General features: G+C 38.9%; 11 protein-coding genes and 1 pseudogene. 6 read left to right on the forward strand and 6 right to left on the reverse strand.

Translation table 11 applies throughout. The annotated features are described in order from the left end of the window. Positions 1–350 precede the first annotated feature (350 nt). Entirely contained in the window at positions 351–1,256 is a 906-nt protein-coding gene (locus AC0QT4_RS03390) for a LysR family transcriptional regulator (protein ID WP_473200317.1), read from the reverse strand. Positions 1,257–1,294: 38 nt separating this feature from the next. Continuing rightward, positions 1,295–2,248 (reverse strand): thioredoxin-disulfide reductase, encoded by a 954-nt coding sequence (gene trxB / locus AC0QT4_RS03395; protein ID WP_473200318.1) that lies wholly within the window; start codon positions 2,246–2,248, stop codon positions 1,295–1,297. Positions 2,249–2,556: 308 nt separating this feature from the next. Here trxB and AC0QT4_RS03400 point away from each other — a divergent pair, with 308 nt between their 5' ends. Further along, positions 2,557–3,951 (forward strand): TrkH family potassium uptake protein, encoded by a 1,395-nt coding sequence (locus AC0QT4_RS03400; protein ID WP_473200319.1) that lies wholly within the window; start codon positions 2,557–2,559, stop codon positions 3,949–3,951. 622 nt (positions 3,952–4,573) lie between these two features. Here the strand turns inward: AC0QT4_RS03400 and AC0QT4_RS03405 are convergent. Together AC0QT4_RS03405 and greA are read right to left on the reverse strand one after the other, a co-directional pair. Further along, positions 4,574–5,632, reverse strand: a complete 1,059-nt coding sequence (locus AC0QT4_RS03405; protein ID WP_473200320.1) for a glycosyltransferase family 4 protein — start codon at positions 5,630–5,632, stop codon at positions 4,574–4,576. Between the two features lie 6 nt (positions 5,633–5,638). Further along, on the reverse strand, positions 5,639–6,112 hold the full coding sequence (gene greA, locus AC0QT4_RS03410) for a transcription elongation factor GreA (protein ID WP_473200321.1): 474 nt from the start codon (positions 6,110–6,112) through the stop codon (positions 5,639–5,641). A 333-nt stretch (positions 6,113–6,445) separates the two neighbouring features. Between greA and AC0QT4_RS03415 the strand changes: the two are divergent. The 3 genes and pseudogenes from AC0QT4_RS03415 to AC0QT4_RS03425 form a co-directional block, all read left to right on the forward strand. Then, positions 6,446–6,739 (forward strand): annotated as a pseudogene (locus AC0QT4_RS03415) (SH3 domain-containing protein); the annotation flags it as partial. Between the two features lie 262 nt (positions 6,740–7,001). Further along, the gene (gene uvrB, locus AC0QT4_RS03420; RefSeq protein WP_473200322.1) at positions 7,002–9,329 is read left to right on the forward strand and encodes an excinuclease ABC subunit UvrB; all 2,328 of its coding nucleotides are present in this window, start codon (positions 7,002–7,004) and stop codon (positions 9,327–9,329) included. Between the two features lie 691 nt (positions 9,330–10,020). Next, positions 10,021–10,704, forward strand: coding sequence for a BA14K family protein (locus AC0QT4_RS03425; protein ID WP_473200323.1), 684 nt, complete (start codon positions 10,021–10,023; stop codon positions 10,702–10,704). Between the two features lie 68 nt (positions 10,705–10,772). Here the strand turns inward: AC0QT4_RS03425 and AC0QT4_RS03430 are convergent, their stop codons facing one another. Further along, a complete protein-coding gene (locus AC0QT4_RS03430; RefSeq protein WP_473200324.1) occupies positions 10,773–11,417 on the reverse strand; it encodes an MBL fold metallo-hydrolase in 645 nt (214 codons plus the stop codon). A 146-nt stretch (positions 11,418–11,563) separates the two neighbouring features. On the opposite strand from AC0QT4_RS03430, the gene AC0QT4_RS03435 reads away from it, so the two are divergent. Together AC0QT4_RS03435 and AC0QT4_RS03440 are read left to right on the forward strand one after the other, a co-directional pair. Beyond that, entirely contained in the window at positions 11,564–12,268 is a 705-nt protein-coding gene (locus AC0QT4_RS03435; protein ID WP_473200325.1) for a response regulator, read from the forward strand. Positions 12,269–12,275: 7 nt separating this feature from the next. After that, on the forward strand, positions 12,276–13,616 hold the full coding sequence (locus AC0QT4_RS03440) for an ATP-binding protein (protein WP_473200326.1): 1,341 nt from the start codon (positions 12,276–12,278) through the stop codon (positions 13,614–13,616). Between the two features lie 49 nt (positions 13,617–13,665). Here AC0QT4_RS03440 and AC0QT4_RS03445 read toward each other — a convergent pair whose 3' ends face one another. After that, on the reverse strand, positions 13,666–14,166 hold the full coding sequence (locus AC0QT4_RS03445; RefSeq protein WP_473200399.1) for a type III secretion system chaperone family protein: 501 nt from the start codon (positions 14,164–14,166) through the stop codon (positions 13,666–13,668). Between the last annotated feature and the right edge of the window lie 205 nt (positions 14,167–14,371).

The following is a 14,371-nucleotide window of genomic DNA, read 5'->3' on the forward strand; positions in this document are numbered from 1 at the left end:
CTATAATCCTAAGCTTCTCACCCACCTTGATGTTTCCTAAAAAATTGTTGGACTTTCATAAAACTTGTGAAAATTTTTCGTTACTGTCTTCTAAAAGATTTAAAAGATTTGCATTTTTAAATGCTTATTTCAAAAGCTAAAAAAAAGCCGGACAAATGTCCGGCCAATTTGGAAAATCTCCAGAGATAAAATCAATCTGGCAGACTTTCATAAGGGAACACTCAAGAAAATGCAATGGGAGGCAAACATAATCAAGAGATAATACTCTATGTCATTTTATCAGAAGAATCACAAGAGAGACTTCAGCGCATCTGCTATGCAATAAACACATAGCTTAAAATACTGTCTCTTTAAAAGGACCACTGACGCGCTTTTAAAAAAATATAATCTCGAAAAGCTTTCAGCTTTGCCAAATTTTTTAAAGCATAAGGGTAACAAAAAAAAGTATCAAAGGAAGGAATATCAACCATATCAGGAAAAAGGCGCACAAGTCGCTCATCATTATTCACGATATAATCAGGAAGCACAGCGATACCAAGATCACATATAATCGCTTTCTTTATTGAAATAATGTTATTAATTCGTAAGACTGAAAGGCGCAAAGAATTATCATTTCTACCAGCCTTTTCCAACCAATTCAAACCAGCCAAATAGTGTGGAATAGGTTCTCCAAATGAAATAATACGATGTGTATCCAGTTCAGACAATGTTTCTGGTTTCCCATAGTTTACAATATAATTTTTTGAAGCATAAACATGCATATGAATTGTAAAGAGTTTTCTTTGTATAAGGTCAGGCTGTTGAGGCTGATGCAAACGAACAGCACAATCTGCTTGACGCATCGTTAGATCAAGTTCTTTATCATCAAATAAGAGTTGAACCTGTATATCTGGATAAAGGCTAAGGAATTCTGGCATACGCTCGACAAGCCATCCTGCCCCCACTCCAAAAGTTGATGTAATCCGTAGATCCCCTGTTGGTTTTTCACAACTTTCACTTAATTGTGAGCGTGCACTCTCAAGCTTCATCAAAACATCATGCGTTGTACGATAAAGAATTTCACCCTGCTCCGTTAAGATTAATCCACGCGCATGACGCTGAAATAAACATACACCGACATCTTGCTCCAAAGCTGAAACCTGCCTCGAAATAGCTGATTGAGATAAATGAAGCTTTTTAGCCGCATGTGTAAAAGAACCTGCTTCTGCCGTAGCATGAAAAACCCTTAGTTTATCCCAATCCAACGGTGATGTCACAATTTGACCTCTTATTTTAAATCAATTTTATGTCTGTTTTATACTTGCGAATCTAAAAAACGTTCTGCCTCCAATGCTGCCATACACCCTCTTCCTGCCGCTGTTATAGCCTGGCGGAAAACTTCATCTGTTACATCACCTGCGGCAAAAACACCAGTAATGCTTGTTGCTGTTGAATCTGGTACTGTCCATAAGTAGCCACCTCGTTTTTGTTTTAGTTGTCCTTCAAACAAAGAAACAGCTGGATCATGCCCAATGGCAATAAATATTCCCTCCGCATTGACCTTCATTTCTTGTCCCGTTTTAACATTTTTAAGGCGTGCACCTGTCACAACGGCTCCTCTTGAATCCTGAGCTGGCAAACCAACGATTTCTTCTATGACGTGATCCCAAAGAACACGGACATTTTTGCAAGAAAGCAATCTATCTTGTAAAATTTTCTCCGCTCGGAAAGAATTGCGCCGATGCACTACGCTTACACTTTTCGCCAAATGCGATAAATAAAGAGCTTCTTCAATCGCTGTATTACCACCACCCACAACAATGACATCCTTATCACGATAAAAAAAGCCATCACATGTAGCACAAGCAGAAACACCACCACCCATAAAAGTCTGTTCACTTTCCAAACCAAGCCAACGTGCCTTCGCTCCCGTTGCAATAATGAGCGCATCACAACAATATTGAGCCCCAGAATCCCCCTCTAAAATAAAAGGATACTGCAATAAATCAGCCTTTATAATGCTATCATAGACAATTTTTGTTCCCATATTTTCAGCTTGTTTTGCCATTTGGTCCATCAACCATGGTCCTTGAATTGAATCAGCAAAACCTGGATAATTTTCAACATCAGTTGTAATCGTCAACTGTCCGCCCTGTTGCAAACCAGTAATTAAAACTGGTTTGAGCATTGCTCTTGCTGCATAGATTGCTGCTGTATAGCCAGCTGGACCAGAGCCAAGGATGAGCAGACGAATATGCGATCGTGCCATGGAATCCCCTTCACTTATTGTTCTTTAATTATCTATAAATTATAACGGAATACAGTCTTTAAAAAAACATTTTTCAACAGTTTAAATTATGGTGTATATGTACTTCTTTCAAGTTTGGTAAAAAGCTTCGATTGCCAATTGATAAAGATGCGCGTAATGTAAAAATTGATCTTTATCTTTAAAGATAAAAAATGTAAATTTTTATGAGCACAAAATCGTAATAAAAAGTGATACAAAGATAGGGAACGATCATTTTTCAGTTTATTATCAATGTTTGTGCACGTTTTGCATTAATTATGGGAGCAGCAATGCTTCTGCCGGTTTTTGTAGATTTGCACGACAAAAACCATAATTGGAGAACTTTCCTCTACTCTTGTGCCATAACCACTATGTTAGCGACACTGATTCTGTTAGCAACCAAAGGAGCTACGTGTCGTTTCTCAGCAAGGCTAGGGTTTATGCTCACTGTTTGTCTTTGGCTAACAGGAAGCATCGTGGGTGCTTTACCCCTTTACCTTTCTCCTCTTTCAATTTCTCTAGCAGGAGCAATCTTTGAATCTGTTTCTGGAATTACAACGACAGGTTCCACAGTACTCACAGGTCTTGACACTTTATCACGAAGTATTTTGCTATGGCGCTCGATTATATGTTGGATTGGCGGTATTGGCTTTATCGGTTTAGCCCTCTTGCTTTTACCCTCACTGCGTGTTGGAGGAGTACGCCTTTTTCACATGGAATCATCAGATAAATCTGAAAAAATATTGCCTCGTATCAATCAAATTGCCAACGGAATCATCATAGCTTATGTTGGATTAACATTGGCATGTATGCTCTCCTATTTTGCTTCAGGCATGAGTTTATTTGATGCCATTAACCATGCAATGAGTACGATAGCGACAGCTGGCTTTTCAACCCACGACGCCTCTTTTGGTTATTTTTCTAAAAACCCAGCTATCTTAATTGTCTCAACAATCTTTATGTTACTCTCCGCCTTACCTTTCGTGCTTTATGTTAAACTCGTACTTCCTGGCCGCTCCAAACGTTTTATTGATTCACAAGTGATTGTTTTTCTCAATATTGTTTTCTTCTTTAGCTTTGCTTTGGCAGCATGGCTACATTTTCATGACCATCGCTCCTTCCACTGGATCTTCCTTGATGTTATTTTCCATCTCACATCTATTATCAGCACCACTGGATATAGCGCTGAAGATTATCAGCTTTGGGGATCTTTTGCCCTTGGCGTTTTTTTTATTGTCTCTTTTACAGGTGGCTGTGCGGGTTCTACCTCTGGTGGAATGAAAATCAATCGCTTAATTATTCTCTGGCGAATTACCCAAGCAAATATAGAAAAACTTCTTTCGCCAAACGTCATTGTAAAAGCTCACTATGATAACGCAAATATATCGAGCGACGTTGCCAAAGCAGTTTTATTTTTTGTCTCTCTTTATATGTTCTGTCTTGTTATTGGCACGGCACTTCTTCTCACAACCGGTCTTGATTTTACATCTTCATTTACTGGTGTCTTAACCGCTCTTTCAAATATTGGCCCAGGTTTTGGAGATATTATTGGTCCCGCTGGTAACTTCTCTACAATTAACGATAATGCCCTATGGATTTTGAGTTTTCTCATGCTAGCTGGACGTCTTGAAATTATAACCATATTCGTCCTTTTTATCCCCGCTTTTTGGCGTGAACAATTTTAATGCACAGCATGAATTTTGGAATGAAAAAATATTTAAAAATATCATGCACATTATAAACTTCAATTTACTGAAAAACCTGTAAAGAGTTTCAAGCACTTAAATTGTAGAATACTATAAAGACACGCAAAGGTCTTCACATCAGATAATCTCTTATCGCACTGCTTTATGGATCTTCTTCCTCAACGATGAAAATAGATTGAGACAAGAACTCAAACGATCTCTAATTTAAAAATATCAATATTTTCTCCTAAAAATATTTTTTCTAGTACAAAACAGCTGATATAAATTTTTATAACTGAAAAAGGACAACACCTTTCACGACTAGAGCCAATACAAATAGCTTAAAGATTTCAGCCATAAAAAACAGCACACTCTCTTCTCAAAAGAGCGTTACTGAAATAAGCAACTATTACTCCTTTTGTGTACTTTCACATCGGCTAAAAAAGAGAATACCGATTGTTTCATCAAAAGTGTTTACAGCTTATTATTGTAAAATCTTAAAAACATACTCAATGTTGTAAAATAACATTTGTATGATTAAACTGCTGCCTTAAAGCCTTTTTTCATGAAAACGCTTAAAAATGACGCTTTTCATTGCTTCTCAAGAAGTTTTCTAATATCCTTAAAGTGTTTTTTCTGTAAAGAGTTCTTCATAAACACTTCCGATTGCTGCCGCCTCCTTTTCCAGAGGGAAATGAGTGCGAACGTGCTCTAAAGCTTTTTGCCCTGCCGCTAATGTTTTTTTCAAATCAGCAAAATAAGATTCAATTGCTGTCGTTAAAGCTGGTCCATCGTCTACTTTAACAACCGTACCTGTACCCTCTACCACCAATTCTTTAAAAATTCCAACATCACTCGTCACAACTGCTGTTTGTGAGGCCATTGCCTCCAACGGCGTTAAACCAAAACCTTCCAGACGAGAGGGTGCTACATAAAGCGACAAACGACGATACCACACAGGTGTATTTAACACTTCGCCAAGAAAAATAATGCGATCATCCAAACCGGCTTCAGCAATCTTTTGACGTAATTTTTTTTCAAAATTATAATGTTGTTCTGTCGTACGACCAGCAATAATCGCTGTCCACTCAGGATAACGGGGGAGCAGCGCTATCATTGCATCGACAAACAGATCAATGCCCTTTAAGTAGCGGACACGTCCAAAACATCCCACGGCATATTTTCCAGGAAACCCTGATGAAGCAAAGTGATCATCAACAGTTTCTGGTGGAGAAAAGCGCCTTACATCAACTCCATGCATAATAACCTGATGAGGGACCTCTAAATAGGACCCCGTGCATGCACTGGTAGCAATAACCTTATCCATACGACGCAATAACCATTTAGTAAAAGGTTTATGATGACGCCTAGATGCTGATGTAAAGATGAGTTTTAGTTTCATCCGCAAAATATCGCGTAAAAAGACTCCACAAAGCATTTCAATATTGCGCCGTGCATGCCAAATACGAAACGGCCTGCCCTTCGGGCTTTTCCAAAGGCCGAAAAGATCCTTAAAAGCAAGAGCAGGTAAATTTTTCGGTAACCCAAAACCAAAAGTAGATATACGCACACCTTGCTCACGCTGTAATGGAATAAGCTGAACAACTGTCGATGTTACTCCCGATAAGCGCTTTTTAAAGTGAGGAGCAATAATCTCAGTTTCTTTTAAAGACACCCGCATATGAATTCAAATATATTGAACCTCAATAATTTCATAATTATGCGCCCCTCCTGGTGCATTCACTTCAATCACATCACCTTCTCGTTTCCCAATGAGCGCACGCGCAATAGGTGAGGAAATAGAGATCTTACCAGTTTTTACATCAGCCTCTTGATCCCCAACGATCTGGTACACCTTTTTCTCTTCAGTATCTTCGTCCAAAAGTTTAATCGTAGCTCCAAATTTAATTTGGTCACCTGAAAGACGCGAGACATTAATAACTTCCGCCCGAGCAATATAGTCCTCAAGCTCATTGATACGCCCTTCATTATGACTTTGTGCCTCTTTAGCAGCATGATATTCAGCATTTTCTGACAAATCACCATGGGCACGCGCTTCAGAAATTGCTTCAATAATTCGCGGACGTTCCTGTTGTTGACGCCAACGCAACTCTTCTTTAAGATTTTCAAAACCAGCTGTAGTCATCGGAACTTTTTTCATAACCCGTCCCTTTCTGTCACACGGAAATCTCAATAAAAACATAAAAAACGGCTTCCAAAATCACTTTTGGAATCCGAAAACCACAATCTCATATATTATATAGTACAGTGTCCCTATTTTCCATATAAAAATAAAAAGGAAAAGAAAGCATTCACCAAATTTTGTTTAGCAAGTTCAACAATTGTCGACCTTAAAATATTCAACGAGAATCCTATAATGAAAGGCTCAAAGAAGAAACAATTGTAATTTTTTCTATTTTATCATAGTTTAACAACAAAGATCTTATATGAAGAGAGAAGAAGAGAAATCTCTAGAGGAATCTTCTGTGGGAAAATGAAAAAATTGCTATTTTTCTTTGTGTTTGGCTCTCTCCTTCTAGGCACAAAAGTCTCTGGAGCCGTTGGTGCTTTTGTCACCAATAATCTTAATTTTAGGTCAGGACCAAGTACGCAGTATACACTTCGTGGTTTAATCCCTGCAGGAACATTGGTCTTTGTCCAAATCTGTAAAGAAAACTGGTGCCATATCAAATATAACTCTCAAACAGGTTGGGTATCATCTCGCTACCTCTCATTTAAAGATGGAAATGATCTTTATCGCACATACGCAATGTTTCCCCTCACAAATTGCATTATGGACGATCTCTCGACTCATAGCAGTGGTGGTGAACATCATCATGGGTTAAATGAAAGAAGTAAGACAAACAACCTCAGCTGCTATCATCCTAAAAATGCCAAAAGAAATGCTTTAAAGAACTGATCAAATGTCCTACGAAAGATCTAGCAAGCTGGAACAAAACTGCTAACAAACGCTTTGTCGTTATCTCGATTAAATTAATATAATATTTCCCTGAAAAGCACAGGCCTTTCTCTCTCAAAGGATAGCAAGAATGAAAAATGGTGTTACAGCAACAGTTGAGGCTCTTTCTAAACTCATTGCTTCAGGAAATCCTCTTTTTAAGAATGGTGTCTTATGGACACCTCACCGCCCTGTTCGTCCTGAAAAATCTGAAGGTGGACTTTCCTTTCAACTTGAAACATCCTTTGAACCAGCAGGAGATCAACCCAAAGCAATAAAAACTCTAGTTGAAGGAATTGAAAAAGGTGAGCATACGCAAGTGCTTTTGGGTGTTACTGGATCAGGAAAAACTTATACAATGGCCAAAATCATTGAAAAAACACAGCGCCCAGCTCTGATCTTAGCCCCCAATAAAACGCTAGCAGCGCAGCTTTACGGAGAATTTAAAAGCTTTTTCCCCCACAATGCTGTAGAATATTTTGTTTCCTATTATGATTATTATCAGCCTGAAGCCTATGTGGCACGCTCTGATACTTATATTGAAAAAGAATCCTCTATTAATGAACAGATTGACCGTATGCGCCATGCAGCAACACGTGCTGTTCTTGAACGTGATGACGTCATTATTGTTGCGTCTGTATCCTGTATCTACGGAATTGGTTCAGTAGAAACCTATACGGCTATGACCTTCAAAATAGAAAAAGGTGATAGACTGGATCAACGGCAATTACTGGCTGATTTAGTTGCCCAACATTATCGTCGACAAGATATAAACTTCATTCGTGGTTCCTTTCGGGTTCGAGGGGATACAATTGAAATCTTCCCTGCCCACCTCGAAGATCGTGCTTGGCGTATTTCGCTTTTTGGCGATGAAGTGGAAACAATTACTGAATTTGATCCTCTCACAGGTCAAAAAACAGGTGACCTTCAATCGATTAAAATTTATGCCAACTCACACTACGTAACACCACGCCCAACACTCAATCAAGCGATGAAATCAATTAAAACGGAACTCATTCAACGCCTTGATGAGTTGAACGCAGCTGAGCGTCTTTTAGAGGCGCAACGTTTAGAGCAGCGTACAATTTTTGATTTGGAAATGTTGGAGACCACCGGATCATGTGCAGGAATCGAAAATTATTCACGCTATTTAACAGGCCGAAACCCCGGTGAACCACCACCAACCTTGTTCGAATATATTCCAAGCAATGCTCTTGTTTTTATCGATGAAAGTCATGTAACAATCCCTCAAATTGGTGGTATGTACCGAGGTGACTTTCGAAGAAAAGCAACCTTAGCAGAATATGGCTTTCGCCTCCCTTCCTGTATGGACAATCGTCCCTTACGCTTTGAAGAATGGGATGCCATGCGTCCGCAAACGATTGCCGTCTCTGCAACACCAGGACGCTGGGAAATAGAACAATCACACGGCACTTTTGCGGAACAAATTATTCGCCCAACAGGACTTGTCGATCCACCAACAGAAGTTCGCAAAGCCAGCAATCAAGTCGATGATGTTATCAATGAAATTCGTCAAACAATTCAAAAAGGCTACCGTACATTGGTCACTGTTTTGACCAAACGTATGGCCGAAGATTTGACAGAATATCTCCATGAACAAGGAATCCGCGTACGCTATATGCATTCCGATATTGATACCTTAGAACGTATTGAAATTCTTCGCGATTTGCGGCTCGGTACCTTTGATGTCTTAATCGGTATCAATCTCCTTCGAGAAGGCTTAGATATTCCAGAATGTGGTTTTGTTGCCATTCTAGATGCCGATAAAGAAGGTTTTTTACGCTCTGAAACTTCACTCATACAAACAATCGGACGCGCTGCACGCAATGTGGATGGCCGTGTTATCCTTTACGCAGATACAATAACTGGTTCCATAGAACGAGCCTTACAAGAAATGCAAAGACGTCGACAAAAACAAATAGCTTATAATGAAGAGCATCATATCACACCAACCAGTATCAAAAAAAATATCACTGATATTCTTAATTTAGGGGGTGAAAACAACCCTACTCCCACAAATATTCCTGACTTTATTATGCAAAACAAGAAGGTTGGTAACAATTTAGCCCTTCATATTCAACATCTTGAAAAATCAATGCGCAAAGCCGCCGCTGACCTTAATTTTGAAGAAGCAGCGCGACTTCGCGATGAAATTAAACACTTACAAAAAATCGAATTAGCAATAGCAGATGATCCCTTAACACATCAAAACGAACAATCCCCCCATGATCCCATGTTACAATCAAGCCTTTTCTCCAAACCAGACCTTAATCACATGGGACCAACGATGGATACTGGTATTTTGGAAAATAAAAAAACAAAACGAAAATCTCATCCCCCTCAATCAAGCGACAAAAAAATGAAAAAAAGCACCCAACGAAAAAGCAAAAAATTTTAAACTGCTAAAAATGGTCTTTTACTCTTAAAAAACGACTAAAGATCAAGAGTAAAGAGCGTAAAAGAGATAATCTTACAAGATCAAAGAGGCTCCAATTTGTCTCAAAAAACATAAGGAAGAGCATTTTACGAAAAATACTTTAACTTAACGACTTTTAAACAATTTTTCTTGTTCAAACACGTTTTAAAATCCCTAAAAATGTAAAAATCCTCATACATCATAGGCATCGTCCGCGCATACAATCCTATAGCTTAAAGATCATCAACCTTACAAAAGAAAACAAGAGAAAATTCCATACCGTAAAGAAGCAAAGGAATATTTTATCACTATTCCATATCCCTATAATGATAAAAATGAGATTCCTTGCTTATGTTCCTCCTATCCAAGCTCTATGGGATCAAGAAAAGAAAGATAAAGTATTATTTAATATAGAATTGACATCCATAGTAAAAAAATAAAGTGCTCTTAATCCAATCTTATAAATTAAGCTAAGCGGAAGACAGTGTTTAAAATCAAATTTTTGACATGATATTATTCTATGATTTATATTGTTCTATGATTTCGCAGTCTATACTCAACTAAATAGCTTTTTATTCGTTCTGTCAAAATAAAGTCCAAAATTGTTCAGGTTCTATTCAGTTTGGCATGTGTAAGATACTAGAAAATGCGAATTTATATAAGGAGTGTCGCTATGCAAAAAATAATTAAACTAGCGGTATTATCAGCGATGTCAACTGCAACCGTTTTGATACCATTGGGTACAACACTTGCAGATATGGCATCCTTTCATCGTGAAACTGTCACAAGAAGAATAGAGAGTATGCGAAAAGAAATGGATCATTCGATGAAAAAAATGCAGGAAGAAGCTCGTTTCCCTTCTCCTAGCTTTAGCATCCGTTCTGATGATTATAACTCTCGTTCAGCTCTTAAGAAGTATCACCCTTCTTATACTTCTGAGAGATATCATCACCATCATCATATTGACCATAAAAGAAAAGAAAAAAGCTATCATCAGGTTGAACGTAATACATATCATTATGTTGAACGCGAAAAGACAAAATACCGTAATGTTTATGTGAATCGCGATAACTCAGGAAATGTTTTAGCGGCAGGCATTCTTGGTCTTGCAACAGGTGCAATTCTGGGTAATGTTTTGAAACAACCAAAGCAGCCTCAAGTTATCTATCAAGTCCAACCACAAAATCAGGTCATTTATCAAGTACCGACAACGGTGGGCTATGAGCCACTTCAACAACAAGAGACATCGGATTGGCTTGAATATTGCACAAAAAAATATCGTTCATTCAACCCTAGAACAGGAACTTTTCGAGGCAATGATGGTTTAGATCATGTCTGCTATGCTCCAGTAAATTGATTGAAAGAAATCTATTGAATTAACATTGCAAAAACCCGCCCTAAAGCGGGTTTTATTATCTTGACCTGTTAAATTCCTTGAAGAAAAGGATTGTTTTGGCGCTCATAGCCTATGTGACTTCCTGGACCATGGCCACAGATGAAACGAACATCATCACCTAAAGGCAAAACTTTTTCCCGAAGAGATTTCATTAATTTTTCATGAGAGCAGAATGGAAAATCAGTGCGCCCAATAGAACCACGAAAGAGAACATCACCCAACAGAGCAAGACGTTCTTTTTCATTGAAATAAATGACATGACCAGGGGAATGTCCGGGTGTATGAAAAACCTTAAAAACATGCCCAGCAAAATGAACGCACGCGCTATCTTCTAACCATTGATCAGGAACACAAATACATACGTCAGTCATGCCATAATTTTTTGCACTCTCGCTCGCACTCTCCATAACAGGCTTATCATCACGATGGGAACCAAGGATCTTAACATCAAGTGCTTTTTTTGCTTGCATAGCAGCTCCAACATGATCAAAATGACCATGTGTAATCCAAATGGCTTCCACTAGAATGCCACTTTTTTCAATCACTTCTTGAATTCGAAACCAATCACCACCAGGATCAACAAGAACACCCACTTTTTGTTCATTATCAAAAAGCAAAGTGCAATTTTGTTGAAAAGGTGTGACTGGAATAATCCATGTACTAAGCTTCCCCATGACGTCCTGCCCAAAAATAAAATTTTTCTCAGTTTATAAGGAGCATTCCTTCTCCCTCGACAGAAAAAGAGCCTGCTCGACAGTTTTATGCAACTTATGTAAACTTAGATTTTGTGTAAACTAAATTTTTGTCAAGGTTTTTAAGAATGACCGATCACGTTCAAATTTTATGTGATGATGCCCCTCACCTTCTTGTAATTGATGATGATACCCGTATTCGTAATCTTTTATTTCAATTTCTCATTAAAAATGGATTCCGCGTTTCAGTTTCGTCCAATGCAGCTCAAGCAAGACGGCAGCTCACAAGCTTAGATTTTGATCTTCTTATCGTCGATGTCATGATGCCGGGTGAAAACGGCATCAATCTCACCTCCTCACTGCGTCAAACAAAAGAGGTTCCCATTCTCATGCTCACAGCTTTATCAGAAACAGATAATCGCGTCCATGGCTTAGAAGCAGGTGCAGATGATTATCTTTCTAAGCCGTTTGATCCTCGTGAGCTTTTACTTCGTATCAATGCTATTTTACGGCGTGTTTTCCCCCCTCATCAACCCAAAATTGAACAGATTGTTTTCGGACCTTACATTTTTTCAATTTCACGACGCGAACTTAAAAAAGGAGGAGAAATTATTAAATTAACAGACAAAGAACAAGAAATGATGGTCCTCTTTGCCAAAAATGTAGGCGAGACAATTCCGCGCCATCAATTCACGACGCAGGGCAACGATATCAGTGAACGTGCCATTGATGTACAGATCAACCGTCTCCGCCGTAAAATCGAACAAGAACCTACAACTCCCATATGGCTCCAAACTGTACGAGGAATAGGTTATAAACTCTCAATTGAATAGTCATACAATGATCAAGCCTTTAAGAAAATTTGTCCAATGGCTAACAAAGAAGATGCCTAAACGGCTTTATGCTCGCTCTTTGATCATTATTATTGCTCCTATGGTACTCCTGCAAACAGTAATTGGCTATATCTTTATGGAACGCCATTGGCAAATGGTAGCTGAACGTCTTTCAACCACCGTTGTCCATGATATTTCTGCTCTTATTGATATTATTGAAACTTATCCGCAACAAGATAACTATGAAGAGATCAAGCGTATTGCACAACAGCGCATGGGATTAAACATTTCTATCGTACCTCCATCGCCCCTTCCCCCAGCAGGACCTAAACCATTTTTTGCTATTCTTGATTATTTTCTAAGTGAAGAAATTAAACGCCAAATTAACCGCCCCTTCTGGATTGACACCGTAGGCGATTCTAATCTCATTGAAATCAGAGTTCACCTTGGTCATAATATCTTGCGCGTCTTTGCATTGCGCAGCCAAACCTATGCTTCCAACACCGCTATTTTTTTAAGCTGGATGGTAGGAACAGCTCTTGTTTTGTTGTTGATAGCAATTTACTTTTTGCGCAACCAAATCAAACCGATTCAACAATTGGCTGAAGCAGCAGAAAGTTTTGGACGTGGACGTCCTTTACCAAAAGGATTTCAACCACAAGGAGCTGATGAAGTTCGTCGTGCTGGCATCGCTTTTTTACGCATGCGTGAGCGTATTGAACGGCAAATTGAACAACGCACCATGATGCTCTCAGGAGTAAGTCATGATTTAAGAACCATTCTTACACGCTTTAAACTTCAGCTAGCATTAGCAGATACTGACTTTGATATTAAACCGCTTGAGCAAGATGTCAGTGACATGCAACATATGTTAGAAGACTACCTCGCTTTTGCCCGTGGCGAAGGAAACGAAAGTGTTAAAAGCTTTGATTTAAATGTCCTTATGCAAAAACTCTCCACTGAGGCCCATCTTCATAAACGTCAATTTTCCTATAGCATTGAAGGTCCTACACACATACAAGTACGCCCTCGCGCCTTCACACGCCTTGTGAGCAATCTTATGTCAAATGCATTTTGTTACGCCAACACTGTCCAATTGACAGCGACATCCCAAAAAGAATCTTTCATCTTGACTATTGATGATGATGGGCCTGGAATTCAGGAAAATATGCGTAAAGAAGTTTTTAAGCCTTTTCTGAGACTCGATAAAGCACGAAATCAAGATGCAAGTGGAACGGGTCTCGGTCTTTCTATTGCTCAAGATATAGCACGCAGCCATGGAGGCAACATTCAATTAAACGACAGCCCTCTAGGAGGCTTGCGCGCTACTCTTGATATCCCTCTATGAGAGCAATCTTTCAAAAATCGTCTGTAAGAAAAACCACAAAAAATGTGCTTTAAGCATTCCCTACAGTTTCAAACAAAGTATATTGTAGTGCCTTGTAAGCACTCTCCCCTTTCCAAGCAACCATCTGGAATGCAACATAATGGCTTTCACAGACTTTAAGCGCGTGTATCAACAATGTTTCAACCTGTACATGAGACGGATGTACCCCACCAGCTAAGAGAAGTCCCTGCCGATAAATAACTGAATTATTCCCTTGCCAATAATCAAAATGTCCCAGCAACAATTTTTCATTAATTGCCAGCAATAAGCGATGCATTTCTGCTGTTCGAGCATTTTCTATCGAGAGATCAAATGCACAGGCTAAATGAAGTGCCTCTTGCTCTTCCATCCATGAAAAAGCAAGGCGATAATTTGCCCGTTTTCCTTCCACGCAAACACTAATTTCATCTTGTACCTCCCGCTCAAACGACCAATCATATTTACAGGCAATCTGTTCAATAAAGTCAACAGGATGCTCTTCCCTTTCTGTGGCGCAAAATGCAAGCCTCATCATAACCCTCAATTATATTAAAAACAGTGTCAACAGAACATAAACCACCCGAACTGTAACAATATTCTGTTACAATCAAAGTTTTTACACCAAACAAATACACACTTAAAAACAATTGACAGTACACAACACCCCGGCACCCAATTAATGTTCCCCGCGGTAGCCTGATAATAAAAAACGAATCACCAAGCTCTTCCAGTGTATT

The sequence above is a fragment of the Bartonella sp. EBT8 genome, from assembly GCF_055796165.1.

Bases quoted from the DNA above. Each gene is read 5' to 3' on its own strand.
- trxB (WP_473200318.1), bottom strand. From the start codon at position 2,248: ATGGCACGATCGCATATTCGTCTGCTCATCCTTGGCTCTGGTCCAGCT.
- AC0QT4_RS03440 (WP_473200326.1), top strand. From the start codon at position 12,276: ATGATCAAGCCTTTAAGAAAATTTGTCCAATGGCTAACAAAGAAGATG.
- AC0QT4_RS03400 (WP_473200319.1), top strand. From the start codon at position 2,557: ATGCTTCTGCCGGTTTTTGTAGATTTGCACGACAAAAACCATAATTGG.
- uvrB (WP_473200322.1), top strand. From the start codon at position 7,002: ATGAAAAATGGTGTTACAGCAACAGTTGAGGCTCTTTCTAAACTCATT.
- AC0QT4_RS03435 (WP_473200325.1), top strand. From the start codon at position 11,564: ATGACCGATCACGTTCAAATTTTATGTGATGATGCCCCTCACCTTCTT.
- AC0QT4_RS03445 (WP_473200399.1), bottom strand. From the start codon at position 14,166: ATGAGGCTTGCATTTTGCGCCACAGAAAGGGAAGAGCATCCTGTTGAC.
- greA (WP_473200321.1), bottom strand. From the start codon at position 6,112: ATGAAAAAAGTTCCGATGACTACAGCTGGTTTTGAAAATCTTAAAGAA.
- AC0QT4_RS03405 (WP_473200320.1), bottom strand. From the start codon at position 5,632: ATGCGGGTGTCTTTAAAAGAAACTGAGATTATTGCTCCTCACTTTAAA.
- AC0QT4_RS03425 (WP_473200323.1), top strand. From the start codon at position 10,021: ATGCAAAAAATAATTAAACTAGCGGTATTATCAGCGATGTCAACTGCA.
- AC0QT4_RS03430 (WP_473200324.1), bottom strand. From the start codon at position 11,417: ATGGGGAAGCTTAGTACATGGATTATTCCAGTCACACCTTTTCAACAA.